This is a genomic window from Planosporangium mesophilum (genome assembly GCF_016863255.1).
Lineage (GTDB): Bacteria > Actinomycetota > Actinomycetes > Mycobacteriales > Micromonosporaceae > Planosporangium > Planosporangium mesophilum.
Map to the genome: position 1 here is coordinate 33,319 of NZ_BOON01000033.1, position 15,891 is coordinate 49,209.

At 72.2% G+C, this 15,891-nt stretch carries 12 protein-coding genes; 5 read left to right on the forward strand and 7 right to left on the reverse strand.

Translation table 11 applies throughout. The annotated features are described in order from the left end of the window. Positions 1–55: 55 nt before the first annotated feature. The 6 genes from Pme01_RS17940 to Pme01_RS17965 are packed head-to-tail and all read right to left on the reverse strand — an operon-like array spanning position 56 to position 7,016. Positions 56–1,888: an IucA/IucC family protein gene (locus Pme01_RS17940; RefSeq protein ID WP_168116912.1), complete on the reverse strand. Its 1,833-nt coding sequence runs from the start codon at positions 1,886–1,888 to the stop codon at positions 56–58. Continuing rightward, the gene (locus Pme01_RS17945) at positions 1,885–2,445 is read right to left on the reverse strand and encodes a GNAT family N-acetyltransferase (protein ID WP_168116911.1); all 561 of its coding nucleotides are present in this window, start codon (positions 2,443–2,445) and stop codon (positions 1,885–1,887) included. The genes Pme01_RS17940 and Pme01_RS17945 overlap by 4 nt, the downstream gene beginning before the upstream one ends. Continuing rightward, positions 2,442–3,713 (reverse strand): lysine N(6)-hydroxylase/L-ornithine N(5)-oxygenase family protein, encoded by a 1,272-nt coding sequence (locus Pme01_RS17950; protein ID WP_168116910.1) that lies wholly within the window; start codon positions 3,711–3,713, stop codon positions 2,442–2,444. The genes Pme01_RS17945 and Pme01_RS17950 overlap by 4 nt, the downstream gene beginning before the upstream one ends. Beyond that, complete coding sequence (locus tag Pme01_RS17955; RefSeq protein WP_168116909.1) at positions 3,697–5,175, reverse strand: pyridoxal phosphate-dependent decarboxylase family protein; 1,479 nt, start codon at positions 5,173–5,175, stop codon at positions 3,697–3,699. The genes Pme01_RS17950 and Pme01_RS17955 overlap by 17 nt, the downstream gene beginning before the upstream one ends. Further along, positions 5,165–6,013, reverse strand: coding sequence for a siderophore-interacting protein (locus tag Pme01_RS17960; protein WP_168116908.1), 849 nt, complete (start codon positions 6,011–6,013; stop codon positions 5,165–5,167). Before Pme01_RS17960 ends, Pme01_RS17955 begins: the two co-directional genes overlap by 11 nt. Position 6,014: 1 nt before the next feature. Further along, positions 6,015–7,016, reverse strand: coding sequence for an ABC transporter substrate-binding protein (locus Pme01_RS17965; protein WP_168116907.1), 1,002 nt, complete (start codon positions 7,014–7,016; stop codon positions 6,015–6,017). Between the two features lie 131 nt (positions 7,017–7,147). Between Pme01_RS17965 and Pme01_RS17970 the strand changes: the two genes are divergently transcribed. The 5 genes from Pme01_RS17970 to Pme01_RS17990 all read left to right on the forward strand — a co-directional run bounded on the left by Pme01_RS17970 (position 7,148) and on the right by Pme01_RS17990 (position 14,281). Next, positions 7,148–8,143 (forward strand): FecCD family ABC transporter permease, encoded by a 996-nt coding sequence (locus tag Pme01_RS17970; RefSeq protein WP_239088302.1) that lies wholly within the window; start codon positions 7,148–7,150, stop codon positions 8,141–8,143. Further along, positions 8,140–9,171 (forward strand): FecCD family ABC transporter permease, encoded by a 1,032-nt coding sequence (locus tag Pme01_RS17975; protein WP_168116906.1) that lies wholly within the window; start codon positions 8,140–8,142, stop codon positions 9,169–9,171. Before Pme01_RS17970 ends, Pme01_RS17975 begins: the two co-directional genes overlap by 4 nt. Beyond that, on the forward strand, positions 9,168–9,977 hold the full coding sequence (locus Pme01_RS17980) for an ABC transporter ATP-binding protein (protein WP_168116905.1): 810 nt from the start codon (positions 9,168–9,170) through the stop codon (positions 9,975–9,977). The genes Pme01_RS17975 and Pme01_RS17980 overlap by 4 nt, the downstream gene beginning before the upstream one ends. A 22-nt stretch (positions 9,978–9,999) precedes the next feature. Then, positions 10,000–10,296 (forward strand): DUF2218 domain-containing protein, encoded by a 297-nt coding sequence (locus tag Pme01_RS17985; protein ID WP_168116904.1) that lies wholly within the window; start codon positions 10,000–10,002, stop codon positions 10,294–10,296. A 154-nt stretch (positions 10,297–10,450) separates the two neighbouring features. After that, on the forward strand, positions 10,451–14,281 hold the full coding sequence (locus tag Pme01_RS17990; protein ID WP_168116903.1) for a SpoIIE family protein phosphatase: 3,831 nt from the start codon (positions 10,451–10,453) through the stop codon (positions 14,279–14,281). Here the strand turns inward: Pme01_RS17990 and Pme01_RS17995 are convergent. Next, the gene (locus Pme01_RS17995; protein WP_168116902.1) at positions 14,278–15,834 is read right to left on the reverse strand and encodes an MDR family MFS transporter; all 1,557 of its coding nucleotides are present in this window, start codon (positions 15,832–15,834) and stop codon (positions 14,278–14,280) included. The genes Pme01_RS17990 and Pme01_RS17995 overlap by 4 nt on opposite strands. Positions 15,835–15,891: the final 57 nt, after the last annotated feature.

The window sequence follows — 15,891 nt, forward strand, 5'->3', positions numbered from 1 at the left end:
CGCCCCCAAATCTGCCACACTTTCATTGCGTAGCGGAAGACGTTTGTAGCAAATTTTATGCCCCGGATCTCTGTCCGCGCTCGTCCTGACGCCCGCCGGCGTACCGGGCGATGGGGTTGGCGAGCGTGCCGACCAGTTGGAGCGCCCCGGCGGGGTCGGCCAGGTCGACCATCTGCTGGTTGTTGCGCAGTTGCAGCCGGTTCAGACACGACAGGGCGAACCGCTCGGCGAACAGGCTGGACCGGTCGAACCGGTCGGCCAGCTGCGGAGTGGACTCCTGGTAGTCGGTGACGCAGGCGGCGACGGTGTGCCAGAAGGTGTCGGAGCCCAGGACGCCGTCCGCGTCGAGGATCGCGGCGAGGAACCGGAAGAAGCAGTCGAAGACGTCCGTGAAGATCGACAGCACCTTGAGGTCGTCCGGGACGGCGGCGCGGATGCGCTCGACACCCGCGGGCAGGGCCGCGTCGGGGTTCATGACGGCGATCTCCTCGGCGATGTCCTTGAGGAAGACCCGCCGCGGCACGCCCCGCTCGTCCAGCACCAGGATGACGTTCTCCCCGTGCGGCATGAAGACGAGGTCGTACGCGTAGAAGCAGTGCAGCAGCGGCGTCAGGTAGGCGTCGAGGTACCGGCGCAGCCAGGCTCCGGGTTCGAGGCCCGAGCCGGCGACGAGCGCGCCGACGAACGACCGCCCGTCGGCGTCGACGTGCAGCAGCGAGGCCATCGTCACCGGTCGCTCCCCCGGCTCCAGCAGCGGTACCGGACTCTCCCGCCACAGCGCGGCGAGCATCTTGCGGTACGCCGACCCCTTGGACGTGGCGGCCTCGTACTGATCGTGGTGGTAGCCGACGGCCGCCCGCTCGCGCAGGATGCTCACACCGGTCCGCTTCAGCACCTCGTCACCGGCGATCAGGTTCGCGAGCCAGTCGTTGATGGCGGGGGTGGCCGCCATGTACTCGGCGGACAGGCCCCGCAGGAACCCCATGTTGAGCACGGACAGGGCGGTCTTCACGTAGTGCCCGGACGGATGGGCGGTGTTGAAGAACGTCCGGATCGACTGCTGCGCCAGGTACTCGTCGTCACCCTCGCCCAGGCACACGATCGCGCGTCGCGCGATGTCGCCGGCGAAGGTGACCGCGAGCCTGTTCCACCACTGCCACGGGTGTACCGGGATCAGGCGGTAGTCGTCGAGGTCGAGCCCGAGCGCCGCCATGGTGCCGGCGAACCGGCGCAGGGTCGCCGGCCCTAGCTCGGCTTCGACCAGGCCCTCGTAGTCGAGGCCGGAGCCGCTGGTGAACGTGGTCCGGTCGCGGCGCGCGGCCAGCCAGATCAGGCGTACCGGGCTTGCGGCTTCGGGCGCGTACGAGCGGTACTCGGCGGCGTCGAAGCCGAGCCGGCCGTTGTTGGCGACAAAACAGGGGTGCCCCTCGGTCATGCCGGTCTCCACCGCCTGGAAGTCGGCCCGGGCGAGGTCGGCGGCGCTCACCGGAGGCTTGGCAAGCTTGAAGGCGCTGCTGGCCAGGGTGCTGCTGATCTCCTCCAGGTACACCGGCAGGATCCGCTCGTCGAGGCCCAACGTCCCCCGTAGCTCCAGGATCAGCTCGAGCGCGTCGAGCGGAAGCTCCGCTCCCGCTTGTGGACCGGTGAGCCGGTACCTGCTGATGCTGTCGGCGTCGATCTGCCAGTGGTCGAGCGTCAGCACCCGGGCCCGGAACCGGTACTCCACGGCGCCGTCGTCGCCGGTGACGGTGTAACGACCCGGCGCAAGCAGAGACGGGGTGAGCAGCCGCTCGTGCGCGAACTCGGCGAGCGCCTTGCGGACCAGCAGCCGGTTGGCGCGGTCCCAGTGCTGCGGGGTGAGGTGGGCCACGGCGTCGGTGGGCTTCATGCGTGCGCTCCTCGGGCGGCCTCGTACTGCTCGCGGGTGCAGATGCTCAGGTAGGCGGTCTTGTTCGGCAGACGGACCGTGTTCACGACGCGGAAACCGACGTACGCGTTGAGCGCGTGGACGGCCGTGTTGCGCACGTCGGGCTCGACCACGACGCGGCGGGTCCGCGGGTCGGCGAAGAGCAGCTCCATGACGGTGACGATGACGGCGCGGGTGAAGCCGGCTACGGGGGTGTCGGTCGGCGCGACCAGGAAGTGCATGCCGACGTCGCCGGGCTGGACCGGGTACACGCCGCCGAGCTCGTGGTGCGGGTCGTAGCGCTCGACGAGGAACGCCGGACGACCCTCGTGCAGCCCGAGCAGGGCGTCGTGGCCGGGTCGCGCCGCGACGGTCTGGTATTCGCGGACCACGTCCGCGAGGGTGGCCTGCTGCATCAGCCAGTACGCGGACCTGGGGTGGGTGACCCAGCGGTGCAGCAGATCGGCGTCGGCGACCGGGTCGACGGCGCGGAGCGTGAACTCGCCGAGCCGCTGGTGGGCGTGGGTGAAGACGGTCATACGGGGGCCCCGAACTCCTGGAAGGCGATGGACTTCTCGATCGGGTAGTGCTCGCGGCCGAGCATGTCGCGGATGATGCAGGAGTTGCGGTACGCGGCCATGCCCAGGTCGGGCGCGGTGAAGCCGTGGGTGTGCAGCTCCGCGTTCTGCACGTAGATCGCCCGGCCGGCCGCGTCGACGCGGTAGTCGCGCCGGACCGCGAGCCGGCCGGCCTCGTCCCAGGCGAGGCGGTCCGTCAGCGGCGCGAGGAACGCCGGGACCTGGTACCGGTACCCGGTGGCGAGGACGAGGCCCTGGGTCTGGAGCGTGAAGTCCCGCCCCTGCTCGGTCTGGCGCAGGTCGAGGGTGTACGTGCCGCTCGCGGCGTCGTGCCGGGCACCGGTGAGGGCCGTGTTCGTCATCAGCCGGGTGCGGCACGGGCCGGCGTGGCTCTTCTGGTACAGCAGGTCGAAGATGTCGCTGACGAGGTCGGCGTTGATTCCCTTGTACAGGCCGTGCTGGGTGACCAGGAGCCGGTCGCGGGTCGCGGCGGGCAGCGCGTGGAAGTAGTCGATGTAGTCCGGGGAGGTCAGCTCCAGCGTCAGCTTGGTGTACTCGAGCGGGAAGAAGCGCGGCGACCGGGTGGCCCAGATCAGCTCGTACCCGTGACGGTCGATCTCGGAGAGCAGGTCGTGGTAGATCTCGGCGGCGCTCTGTCCACTGCCGATGATCGTGATGCTCTCCCTGGCCTGGAGCGCCGCCTTGCTGTCGAGGTAGCGGGAGCTGTGGACGGCGTCGTCGCCCAGGTCACGGCAGGCGTCGGGCAGGTACGGCGGGGTCCCGGTCCCGAGCACGAGGCGCCTGCCACGGTAGGTGGCCCGCTCCGTGTGGACCACGTACGCCTGGTCGGCCTCGTCGTACTCGACGGTGGTGACGGTTTGTCCGAAGTGGATGTTGCGTAGCTTCGAGGCCGCCCAGTGGCAGTAGTCGCGGTACTCGCTGCGCAGCGGGAAGAAGCTCTCCCGGATGTAGAACCCGTAGAGGCGGCCGGCCTCCTTGAGGTAGTTCAGGAACGAGAACTCCGAGGTCGGGTCGGCCAGGCTGACCAGGTCGGCCAGGAACGGCACCTGGAGCGTGGCGCCCTCCAGGAGCATGCCGGGGTGCCAGTCGAAGGCCGGCCGGCTCTCCAGGAACACCCCGTCGAGCTCGTCGATCGGATCGGTCAGGCAGGCGAGGCCCAGGTTGAACGGGCCGAGCCCGATGGCGACGAAATCATGAGGCTTGGGCAAGGCTGCCTCCCAGGTAGTCACGGGCGTGCCCGGCGACGAGGTCGAGGACGTCGGCGACGTCGGATACCGAGGTGTCGGGGTTGAGCAGCGTGAACTTCAGGTGGTGACGACCGTCGACGACCGTGCCGGCGATGACGGCCTCACCGGAGGCGGAGAGTGCGGCGCGGGCGTGCAGGTTGGCCCGGTCGATCAGCCCCGGGGCCACCGATTCGCCCGGCACGTAGCGGAAGACCAGCGTGCTGAGCTGCGGCCTGCTCACCACCTCGAAGCGGGGATCGGCGTCGAGCAGGTGCCACGCCTCCTCCGCCCGGTCGACGACGGCGTCGAACAACTCCCCCACGGCGTCCGGGCCCATGATGCGCAGGGTCAGCCACAGCTTGAGCGCATCGAACCGCCGCGTGGTCTGGATGCTCTTGTCGACCTGATTGGGGATGCGCTCGGCGGTGCTGCGCGCCGGGTTGAGGTAGTCGGCGTGGTAGGTCACGTGCCTCAGCGTCGCCCGGTCGCGTACCAGCACCGCGCTCGAACTGACCGGCTGGAAGAAGGACTTGTGGTAGTCGACGGTCACCGAGTCGGCCCGCTCGATCCCGGCCAGCAGGTGCCGCCGCCGCGAGACCAGCAGCCCGCAGCCGTACGCCGCGTCGACGTGCAGCCACACCCCGGTCCGCTGGCACACCTCGGCGATCTGAGGCAGCGGGTCGATGCTGCCGAAGTCGGTGGTACCGGCGGTCGCGACGACGGCCATCGGTACGAGGCCGCGCCGGCGGCAGCGGCCGAGTTCCCGGGCGAGCGCGTCGTCCCGCATCCGCCGGTCGGCGTCGGACGGCACCGCGATCACGGCGTCCTCGCCGAGCCCCAGCAGCGCGGCCGCCTTCACCACGCTGAAGTGCGCACACTCGGAGGCGAGGACGCACAGTCGCGGCAGGATGTCGGCCCGGGGCAGGCCGTCCTTCTCCATCAGCCGGCACGTCTCGTCCCGCGCCAGCAGCATGGCCTGGAGGTTGGACTGGGTACCGCCGCTGGTGAAGACGCCGTCGGCGGCCGGGCCGAGTCCGATCCGCTCCGCGGTCCAGTCGATCAGGCGGCGTTCGATCAGTGTGCCGCCGGCGCTCTGGTCCCAGGTGTCGAGCGAGGAGTTGACCGCCGACAGGACGGCCTCGCCGAGCAGGGCCGGGATCACCACCGGGCAGTTGAGGTGCGCGAGGTAGCGGGGGTGGTGGAAGTAGACGGCGTCGCGCAGGTAGACGCGCTCCAGTTCGTCGAGCGCGGCGGCCGGGTCACCCAGCGGGCGCTCCAGGTCGATCGCGGCGACCTCCGGGGCGAGCCGGTCGGCGGTGATCCCGGTGAACGGCCGGTCCTGTGTGGACAGGCGGGACGCCACCCGGTCGACGCCGGCGAGCACGTCGCGCCGGTAGCGGGCGGCGTTGCGGTCGTTGAGCAGGTACGGGCTGCTACCGGTCACCGGGCGTCCTCTCGGTGAGGGCCTCGGTCAGCAGGTCCTCTTCGGACGATCCCCGGCGCCAGTAGCCGGTGAAGGTGACCCGGTCCCGGCCGAACCCGCGCTCGCCGACCAGGTGGCGGCGCAGGGCCCGTACGGTCCCGGCCTCCCCCGCGATCCAGGCGTACGGGGTGCCGGTGGGCAGGTGGGCGGCGCGTACCGCGTCGAGCACCGACGGGCATCCGGCGACCTCCCGGACCAGCCAGGTGACCATGACGTCGGCGGCCTCGGTGGGCAGGTCGCGGATGTCCGCCGCGTGCGCGACCTCGACCCAGACCCGGGCCCGGGTGCCGGCCGGCAGCCAGGACAGGATGCCGGCGACGGCCGGCAGCGCGGTCTCGTCGCCCGCCAGCAGCACCCAGCCGGTACCGGCCGGCGGGCGGAAGTCGACGCCGCCGTTGTCCTCGACGACCGGGGCAAGGACGGTCACCCGGTCGCCGGACAGGGCACGGGTCGCCCAGCGGGAGGCCGGGCCGGCCTCGCCGTGCAGGGCGAAGTCCACATCGAACTCTCCCGGGTCGTGGCGCTGCTCGCGCACGGTGTACGAGCGCATGACGGCCCGTACGGTCGGGTCCATGGCCCGCCACCGCGCGAACCAGTCGTCGCCGGTGGGCACGACCGGACTGGCCTGGTACGGGTGCGGCAGGAACAGCTTGAAGCGCTGGTCGCGGCCGCCGCTGGCGAGGTCGACCAGGCCGGGGGCGCCGAAGGTGATGCGGACCATGGAGGTGCCGACGCGCTCGGTGCGCACGACCCGCACGTCGAAGAAGCGGTACGGGGCGGTGGTGACGGCGGTCGTCATGTCATGCCACCTTCCGGGCGCTCCGCAGCGCCGTGGCGAGGGCCTCCACGAGCGGCGCGCAGCCGGCGTGGCTGAAGCGGGGTTCGCTCAGCCAGGGGACGACCTGGCCGGCCTTGACGGCGGGCAGGTTCGACCAGGTCGGCTTGGCGACCAGGTCCGGCGGCTGCAGGGCGGCGGTACGGCTGTCGAGCAGGATCAGGTCGGCCCGGTACCTGTCGGCGTTCTCCCAGCTCAGATTCTCGAAGAAGCCACCGGTGACGTTGGTCGGGACGACGAAGTCGACCCCGAGTTCGCGGAAGTAGCTCAGGTCCGCGTACACGTCGGGGTCGGAGACGTAGAGCAGGTCGGCGCTGGCGGAGGCGGCCATGACCGTGAGGCCGCCGGCCGCCGCGGCCGCCGTGCGCAGCGTCTCGCTCGCGCGGTCGAAACGCGCCTTGGCCTCGGTGACGCGCGCGGCCTCGAGGTCCGCGCCGAGGGCCGCGGCGAGATCGGCATAGCGCTGGATCACCTTCGGCAGGGAGACCTTGGCGACGGTGAACGCGACGCTCGGGGCCAGGGCCAGGATCTTGTCCTTGCTGTTGTCCGGCACGAACCACAGGGCGCCCGGCTGGTACATGTTCGTGACGAGCAGTTCGGGGCGCAGGGCCGCGTACCTCTCGAGGCTGAACTCGCCCCAGGCGTTGCCCAGGACCGTGAGCTTGTCCACGTCGAGGTCGCCGGCGAGCGGGTCGGGCCTGCCGTCGGCGCGTTTCGTGGGGCCGAAGACGCCGGCGATCCGGTCGCCGGCCCCGAAGTCCCGCAGGGCCGCGGCCGAGCCGACGTAGGCGACGACGCGTTGCGGTCGGCCGGCCGCGGTCGCCTGCTGGCCGCGGTCGTCGGTGAATGACCAGGAGCCGTCGCCCGAAGCTCTGCCTCCGCCGCAGGCCGTCATCAGCGCACCCAGGCCGAGCGCGCCGGCGGTGGATAACAGGCCGCGCCGGGACAGGCGAAGGTGTTCGGGCATGACGGTGCCTCCCTCTTCCGGGATCGATTCAGTGGCTTCGGGGCCGTGACTCCGGCGCCCACGTCAACTAAGGTTAGCCTTACCTAATCCGAACGTGTCAAGCGTTGTCGGTCCACATCGGAGTTCGATACGTGTCCCTCACCAAGTCCCATCGCGCCGCGGGACTGCTCGCCGCGCTGCTGCTCCTGCTCGCCGCCGTCGCGTTGAGCCTGGCCCTCGGCGCTCGGCAGCTCACGCTCAGCGATGCGTGGCGCGGGCTCGTCGACGAGTCCGCCGCCGGCTACACCGTGGTGCACCAGATGCGGCTGCCGCGCACCCTGCTGGGGCTGCTGGCCGGCGCCGCGCTCGGCCTCGCGGGCGGTCTGATGCAGGCCCTGACGCGCAATCCGCTGGCCGACCCCGGCCTGCTGGGCGTCAACGCGGGAGCCGCGGCCGCCGTCGTCACCGCGATCGGTCTCCTCGGCATCACGTCACTGAGCGGCTACGTGTGGTTCGCGTTCGCGGGGGCGGCACTGGTGTCGGTGCTCGTCTGGGCCGTCGGCGGCGGGCGCGGGGCCACCCCGGTCCGGCTGGCGCTGGCCGGGACGGCGGTCAACGCGGCGCTGTACGCGTACGTCACCGCGGTACAACTGCTCGACACCGCCTCGCTGGACCGGATGCGGTTCTGGACGGTCGGCTCCCTCGCCGCCGCGCAGCCTTCGACCGTTGCCGCGGTCGCCCCGTTCATCGCGGCCGGCGTGCTGCTCACCGCCGTACTGGCACGCCCGCTGAACGTGCTGATGCTCGGCGACGACTCCGCGCGGGCGCTGGGCGCGCGCCCCACCCGTACCCGTGCCTGGGCCGTCGCCGCCGTCACGCTCCTGTGCGGCGCGGCGACCGCGGCGTGCGGGCCGATCATCTTCGTCGGGCTGATGGTGCCGCACCTGGTACGCCCACTGACCGGCCCCGACCTGCGCTGGCTGCTGCCGTACTGCGCGGTGCTCGCGCCGCTGGCGCTGCTCGGCGCCGACGTACTCGGGCGCACCGTCGCCCGGCCCGGCGAGGTACCGGGAGGCGTCGTCACCGCGGTGCTGGGCGGCGCGTTCTTCCTGGCGGTCGTGCGGCGCGCGCGGCTGGTGGCCGCGTGACCGTCCTGCGCACCTCCGGCGGGTCGTCGCTGCGCTACCGGCCGCGCGCGCTGGCCGTGGGGACGGCGTGCGCCCTGGTCGCCCTCGCGGTCGGGGTGCTCGCCATCGGCAGCGGCGACTATCCGATGGGGCCGGCCGACGTCCTGCGTACCCTCGCCGGAGCGGGCTCACCCGCCGACGCCTTCATCGTCGGTGAGGTACGGCTGCCCCGCGTCGTCACGGCGCTGGTGGCGGGCGCGGCGCTCGCGCTGTCCGGCGCGATCTTCCAGTCCCTCGTCCGCAACCCGCTGGGCAGCCCCGACGTGCTGGGCCTCACCCAAGGTGCGGCGACCGGCGCGCTGACCGCGATCGTGGTCGCCGGCGGCGGCGCCCTGGCCGTGGCGGCCGGCGCCGCGACCGGGAGCCTCGTCACCGGCGCGGCGATCTACGCCCTCGCCCGGCGGGGCGGCCTGCACGGGTACCGGCTGATCCTGATCGGCATCGGCGCCGCCGCGATCCTGACCGGTGTCAACGGGTACCTGCTCACCCGCGCCAACATCACCGACGCGACCCGGGCCATGCTGTGGCTGGCCGGCAGCCTGGACGGGCGCGGCTGGGGTGACGTCGCACCGCTGCTCGCGGCCATGGCCGTCACCGTGCCGGTGGTGCTGCTCGGCTGCGGCCGGGGGCTGCGGACGCTGGAGCTCGGTGACGACGCGGCGCACGCGCTGGGGGTACGGGTCGAGCGGCTGCGCCTGGTCCTGCTGGCCGCCGCCGTGCTGCTGAGCGCGTTCGCCGCCACGGCCTGCGGCCCGGTCGCCTTCGTCGCGCTGACCGCGCCGCAGCTCGCCCGGCGGTTGACCCGCAGCCCCGGCCCGAACCTGCTGCCGTCGCTGGCCATGGGCGCGGCCCTCCTCGTGGCGGCGGACCTGGCCGGGCAGCGGCTGGCACCGGGGCACCAGCTACCGGTCGGCGTGATGACCGGGCTGCTCGGCGGTGTGTACCTGGGGTGGCTGCTGGCCACGCAGCGCAGGAGAGGACGAATATGAGCAGGCTGAGCGCGGACCGGCTGACCCTCGCGTACGAGCGGCGCACGGTTGCCGAGGAGCTGACCGTCGCCGTACCGGACCGGTCGTTCACGGTCATCATCGGCCCGAACGCCTGTGGGAAGTCCACCCTGCTGCGGGCCCTGTCGCGCACCCTGAAGCCGAGGTCCGGAACCGTGCTGCTGGACGGGCGCGACATCCACTCGCTACCGGCCCGGGACGTGGCCCGTACGCTCGGCCTGCTGCCCCAGTCGCCGATCGCGCCCGACGGCATCACCGTCGCCGAGCTGGTCGCGCGGGGCCGGTACCCGCACCAGAGCCTGCTGCGCCAGTGGTCGCCGGCCGACGAGCGCGTCGTCGCCGCGTCGATGGCCGCGACCGGCGTGGCCGACCTGGCCGACACGTACGTCGACGAGCTGTCGGGCGGCCAACGGCAGCGGGTGTGGATCGCGATGGCGCTCGCGCAGGAGACCCCGCTCCTGCTCCTGGACGAGCCGACGACGTACCTCGACATCGCCCACCAGTTGGACGTCCTCGACCTCTGCGCGCGACTGCACGCAGATCAAGGTCGTACCCTGGTCGCCGTGCTGCATGATCTCAACCACGCGGCCCGGTACGCCACCCACCTCATCGCGATGCGCGACGGTCGGGTGGTGGCCGAGGGCGCGCCCGGGGAGGTCGTGACGGCGGACCTGATCGAGGCGGTCTTCGGCCTGGAGTGCCGGGTGATCGACGACCCGGAGAGCGGTACTCCCCTGGTCGTGCCGGCGGCGCGGAGGAGGGCCGGCGTCGCTGAAAACCGGCACTGAGATGTACCAACCGGAGGATTCAATGGCATATTCGACAACCGCCCGCGTCACGACGGACCGGCCGGGCCGCTACATCAAGCAGCTGGTCTCGCACATGAGCCACAAGGTCCCCACCGAGCTCGCCGAGGACGGCAGCGGCCGGATCGCGCTCCGTGGTGGCGAGTGCGTCCTCACCCCCGCCGCCGGCCACCTGGACATGACCGCCACGGCCGACGACGTCGAGGCGGTCGCGGGGATCGAGGACGTCATCACCCGCCACCTCGTACGCTTCGCCACCCAGGAGGAGCTGACGGTCACCTGGGTACCCGCGTCGGACTGACCCGGCCGGAAATACCGGTATCCCGGAACGTCATGATCATCACGAACTCCGCCGCCTTCGGCAGACCGGCCATCCGACTGTAGGCTGGTCGGCGCGGCTCCGGTCCCTACGGCCATTGTGCCGGACAACTCGGCACACTGACGGGAGCGACCGGATGGCTGGCACGAACGAGGGCGGCGACCCGGCGACCGGAGTCGACGACGCGGACGTTCGCCGCATGCTTCTCGCCGCGGGCGACGTCGGCCGGGACCTGCTGTCGGTGGACTGGGCCGCCACCCCGCTCGGGCAGCCGAGCTCCTGGCCGCAGAGCCTGCGGACCGCGCTGCGGATCATGTTGAGCTCACGCTTCGCCATGTGGCTGGCCTGGGGCCCGGACCTCACGTTCTTCTGCAACGACGCCTACCGGCGCGCCACCCTCGGCAAGAAGTACCCGTGGGCGCTGGGCCAGCCGGCGCGCGAGGTGTGGGCGGAGATCTGGCCGGAGATCAGCCCGCGGATCGAGGGTGTGCTGAGCACCGGGGCCGCGACCTGGGACGAGGCCCTGATGCTGTTCCTCGAGCGCAGCGGCTACGCGGAGGAGACCTACCACACCTTCTCCTACAGCCCGATCGCCGACGACACCGGCCGGATCGCCGGCATGCTCTGCGTGGTCAGCGAGGACACCGTACGGGTCGTCAGCGAGCGCCGGATGGCGACGCTTCGCGACCTCGGCTCGGAGCTGGCGACCGTGCGGACCGAGTCGCAGGTGTTCGCGGCCGCCGAGCGGCACCTGGGCGCCGCCGCGAAGTCACTGCCGTTCACCCTGCTGTACCTGTTCGACGACGACGCCGCGACAGCGCGGTTGGCGGTCGCGACCGGCGCCCCGGCCGGGCACCCGGCCGCGCCGGCCGCCATCGACCCCTCCGCGCCCGACCAGCCCTGGCCCGCCGCCGTCCTCGCGCAGGGACGCGCCGTCACGGTCACCGACCTCGACGAGCGGTTTCCGGCCCTGCCGACCGGCGCCTGGAGCGCGCCACCCACGAAGGCGCGGGTGGTGCCACTGACCCAGCGGGGAAAGACCGAACCGTACGGCTTCCTGGTGGCCGGGATCAACCCGTACCGGCCGCTGGACGAGGGCTACCTCGGATACCTCGATCTGATCGCCGGGCAGCTCGCCGCCGGCATCGCCAACGCCCGCGCGTACGAGGAGGAACGCCGGCGCGCCGAGGCCCTCGCGGAGCTGGACCGGGCGAAGACGACGTTCTTCACCAACGTCAGCCACGAGTTCCGCACCCCGCTCACACTGCTGCTCGGGCCCGCCGAGGACGCGCTCACCGACCCGGACAACCCGCTGCCGGCGGTACAGCGGTCCCGGGTCGAGCTCGTCCACCGCAACGCGCAGCGGCTGCTCGGGCTCGTCAACACGCTGCTCGACTTCTCCCGGCTGGAGTCGGGGACGACCACGCCGCGGTTCGAGCCGCTCGACCTGGCCCGCTACACCGCCGAGCTGGTCGAGACGTTCCGCCCCGCGATCGAGCGGGCCGGGCTGACGCTCACCGTCGACTGCCCTCCGCTGGGCGAGCCGGTCCACGCCGACCGCGACATGTGGGCCAAGATCGTACTGAATCTGCTGTCCAACGCGTTGAAGTTCACCTTCACCGGGGGCATCACCGTACGCCTGGGCCATACCCGCGACAGCGCCGAACTGGTCGTCGTCGACACCGGCGTCGGGATCGAACCGGCGGACCAGGCCCGGGTGTTCGAACGCTTCCACCGCGTCACCGGAGCCCGGTCCCGTACCCACGAGGGGTCGGGCATCGGCCTCGCGCTCGTCGCCGAACTGGCCCGGCTGCACGACGGGACGGCCACCGTGCGGAGCACGCCGGGTGAGGGCAGCACCTTCACCGTGCGGATCCGCCGTGGCCCCGAGCGCCGGTCGTTCGCCCGACCGGTTCCGGCCACGCCCGCGTCGAACCGGCATGCCGAACGGTTCCTGAGCGAGGCGATGCGCTGGCTCGAACCGGTGGACGCGGAAGTCCCCGCGTCCGGCGCCGCGGTGGCGGGATCAGCGGGCACGGACGGCGACCGGCCGCGGGTACTGGTCGCCGACGACAACGCCGACATGCGGACCTACATCGCTTCGCTACTCGTCGACCAGTACCGGGTCGACACCGCACCGGACGGCCAAGCCGCCCTGCGCAAGATCCTGGCCGACCCGCCGGACCTCGTACTGACCGACGTCATGATGCCCGACCTCGACGGGTTCGGGCTGCTGGCCGCCCTGCGGGCGAATCCGGCGACCACGCTCATCCCGGTGGTGATGGTCTCGGCGCGGGCCGGTGACGGTGCGACCGTCGAGGGTCTGGAAGCCGGGGCGGACGACTACCTGGTCAAGCCGTTCTCCGCCCGCGAGCTGCTCGCCCGGGTACGGGCCAACCTGGAGCTCGACCGGGCCCGGCGGGCCCGAACCGAACTGGAGCGCAGCCGGAAGCTGCTCGACCAGGCGCAGCGGCTGGCGGCGGTCGGCAGCTGGGAGCTGGACCTGGCGACCGGCGCGATGGTGGGATCCGACGAGTACGTCCGCCAGCTCCACCTCAGCGCCGATGATCTGCGTACCGGCGGATTCGACAGAGCCGTCCAGCGGCGCGTGCACCCCGACGACGCCGAACGGCTCCGCGCCGCGGTCGAGGCGGGGGTGCGGGGCGAACCCGTCGACATCGAGGTACGGCTCATCAACCCCGACGGGACGGTGCGGCTGCACCGCGCGATCGGTGAACTCGATTGCGATGCCGACGGCCGGCCGGCCCGGCTGCGCGGCAGTATCCAGGACATCACCGAGCAGCGCGCCGCCGAGCAGGCCCTGGCCGCCGCGGCCGCCGCCCAGGAGGCGGCCGCCCGCGAGCACCGCATCGCCGACGAGCTGCAGCGCAGCCTGCTCCCGGCGCACCGCTTCGACCCGGATCAGCTCGACGTCGCCACCTACTACCAGGCCGGGGTGGAGGGTACCCAGGTCGGCGGCGACTGGTACGACGTCATCGAGCTGGGCGCCGACCGTACCGCGCTGGTGATGGGCGACGTGATGGGCCGAGGGGTACGCGCCGCCGCCGTCATGGGGCAGTTGCGGGCGGCGGTACGCGCGTACGCGCGGCTGGACCTGCCGCCCGGGGACGTGCTGGAGTTCCTCGACGGGGTCGTCCGCGACCTGAGCGAGGACCAGATCGTCACGTGCCTGTACGCCGTCTACGACCCCGGCGACGGCACCCTCACCTACGCCAACGCCGGGCACCTGCCGCCGGTGCTCGTGATGCCCGACGGGTCGGCGCGCCGGCTGACCGGCGCGGCCGGTCCTCCCCTGGGCACCGGGCCACACACCCTCACCGAGGAACAGCTCGACCTGCCGTCCGGCGCGCTGCTGGCGCTGTACACGGACGGTCTGGTCGAGCGGCGCGACAGCGACCTCGACGCCGGCATCGACGCCCTGGCCACCCAGCTCACGAAGGTCGCCGCGCCGCTCGACGACGTTCCCGACGCCCTCGTCGGCGCGCTGCTGCCCGACGGCCCCGACGACGACATCGCCGTCCTGCTCGCCCAGGTGACCGGCCAGCCGCAGTTGACCAGGTCGGTGATCCAACACGTCACCGCGGAGGAGCGCGCCGTTCACGAGGCCCGCCGGTTCGCCGCCACCACCCTGCGCGACTGGGGACTCCCGGAGACCCGCGCCCGGGAGATCGTGCTGCTGGTCAGCGAACTCGTCACCAACGCCGTCGTGTACGGTCGGCCCCCCATCGAGCTGCGAATGCGCCGCACCGCGGCGCACGTCGTCCTCGAGGTCTACGACGCCGCGCCGTTCCTGCCCCGCAAACTGCGGCCCACCCCCGAAGACGAACACGGGCGCGGCCTCCAGCTCGTCGCCCATCTCGCCGACCGGTGGGGTACCCGGCCCACCCAGCACGGCAAGGCCGTCTGGTGCGTCTTCTCCATCCCGACCGTGGCTGTTCGCCCCTAGTCGAATGTCAGCGGCTCGCTGCGTCGCGGCATCAGCAGCAGCGCGCCCACGCCGAGCACCCCGCACACCACCAGCGACAGGAAGACGTGGTGGGTGGCGTAGTACAGCGAGGTCCGGACGTACTCGCCCACCGCCGGAGCCGCCGAGTTGGCGTGCCCGCCGAGCAGGAGGCTGCCGGCGTCGGCGTTGCGGGGCAGTTGCCCGGCGATCGCCGCCGGCGGGTGGGCGAAACGCGAGGCCAGGGTGGCGTTGGCGATCGCTCCGAAGATCGCGGCGCCGACGGCGCTGCCGAGCGAGCGGCTGAACATGTTCGCGCCGGTGACCACGCCCCGGCGGTCCCACCCGACCACGGACTGCACGGCGACCAGCGTCGGGCTGGCGGCCAGGCCGAGCCCGATGCCGACGACGAAGGCCGACCCGGCGACCGCCAGGATCGCCGAGCCCGCTCCCAGCAGCGCGATCAGCACGGCCCCGCCGATGACGAAGACGCTGCCGATCAGCGCGGTGTCCCGGAAACCGACCCGCAGGTAAAGTCGCCCGGCCTGACTCGCCGCGATCGGCCAGCCGACGGTCATCGCGGCCAGAGCGAACCCGGCGACGAGCGCGCTCGTGCCGAGCACGCCTTCGGCGTAGGTCGGCAGGTACGAGCTCAGCCCGATGGTCAGCGCGCCGACGACCAGGGAGGCGAGGTTGCCGCCGGCGAGGATGCGGCGGCTGAACACCCACAGCGGCAGTACGGGCTCGGCGGCACGGCGCTCGATGACGACGAACGCGACGAGCAGGACGGCGCCGATCACGAAGATCACGAGGCTGCGGGTCGAGACCCACGACCACGCCACGCCCCCTTCGAGGAGGCCGAGGATGATCAGGGACAGTCCGCCGGTGAGCACCGCGGCGCCGGCGAAGTCCACCCGGTGCTTGCGGCGCTCCACCCGCTCGACGAACCGGCGGGCCAGTACCCACGCCGCGGCCGCCCCGAGCGGCAGGTTGACGAAGAAGATCCACCGCCACGACACGTACTCGGAGAACACCCCGCCGAGAGTGGGGCCGACCACCGCGGAGATGCCCCACACGCTGGCCAGGTATCCCTGGACCCGGGCGCGCTCCTCGACGGTGTAGAGGTCGCCGACCATCGTCATGCTGATCGGCTGGACCGCGCCGGCGCCGATGCCCTGGACCGCCCGCGCGATGATCAGGACCGGCATGCTCCAGGCGACGCCGCACAGGATCGAACCCAGCAGGAACAGCGCGATACCGAAGAACATCACCGGCTTGCGGCCCAGCGAGTCGGCGAACTTGCCGTACAGCGGCACGGTGACCGCCTGAGTGAGCAGGTAGATCGAGAACAGCCAGGGGAACTGGGAGAAACCGCCCAGGTCGCGCACGATGGACGGCACCGCGGTGGCGATGATCGTGGAGTCGAGGGCGACCAGGCCGGTACAGAGCATGATCGCGGCGAGCACCGGACCGCGGTCGGACCGGAAGCCGACGGCGGCCCGGGTGCCGCCCTCCGGTGTGGTCGCCTGGGTACCGGCTGCCGGTGTGGTCGCCATGCAGGCCTCTCCTCCGCTGTACTGCTGAACGCCGAGATCAACTAGTTCGCAATGCGA

Coding starts and splice junctions, on each gene's coding strand:
- Pme01_RS17990 (WP_168116903.1), top strand. CDS start 10,451: ATGGCTGGCACGAACGAGGGCGGCGACCCGGCGACCGGAGTCGACGAC.
- Pme01_RS17965 (WP_168116907.1), bottom strand. CDS start 7,016: ATGCCCGAACACCTTCGCCTGTCCCGGCGCGGCCTGTTATCCACCGCC.
- Pme01_RS17985 (WP_168116904.1), top strand. CDS start 10,000: ATGGCATATTCGACAACCGCCCGCGTCACGACGGACCGGCCGGGCCGC.
- Pme01_RS17945 (WP_168116911.1), bottom strand. CDS start 2,445: ATGACCGTCTTCACCCACGCCCACCAGCGGCTCGGCGAGTTCACGCTC.
- Pme01_RS17960 (WP_168116908.1), bottom strand. CDS start 6,013: ATGACGACCGCCGTCACCACCGCCCCGTACCGCTTCTTCGACGTGCGG.
- Pme01_RS17995 (WP_168116902.1), bottom strand. CDS start 15,834: ATGGCGACCACACCGGCAGCCGGTACCCAGGCGACCACACCGGAGGGC.
- Pme01_RS17940 (WP_168116912.1), bottom strand. CDS start 1,888: ATGAAGCCCACCGACGCCGTGGCCCACCTCACCCCGCAGCACTGGGAC.
- Pme01_RS17980 (WP_168116905.1), top strand. CDS start 9,168: ATGAGCAGGCTGAGCGCGGACCGGCTGACCCTCGCGTACGAGCGGCGC.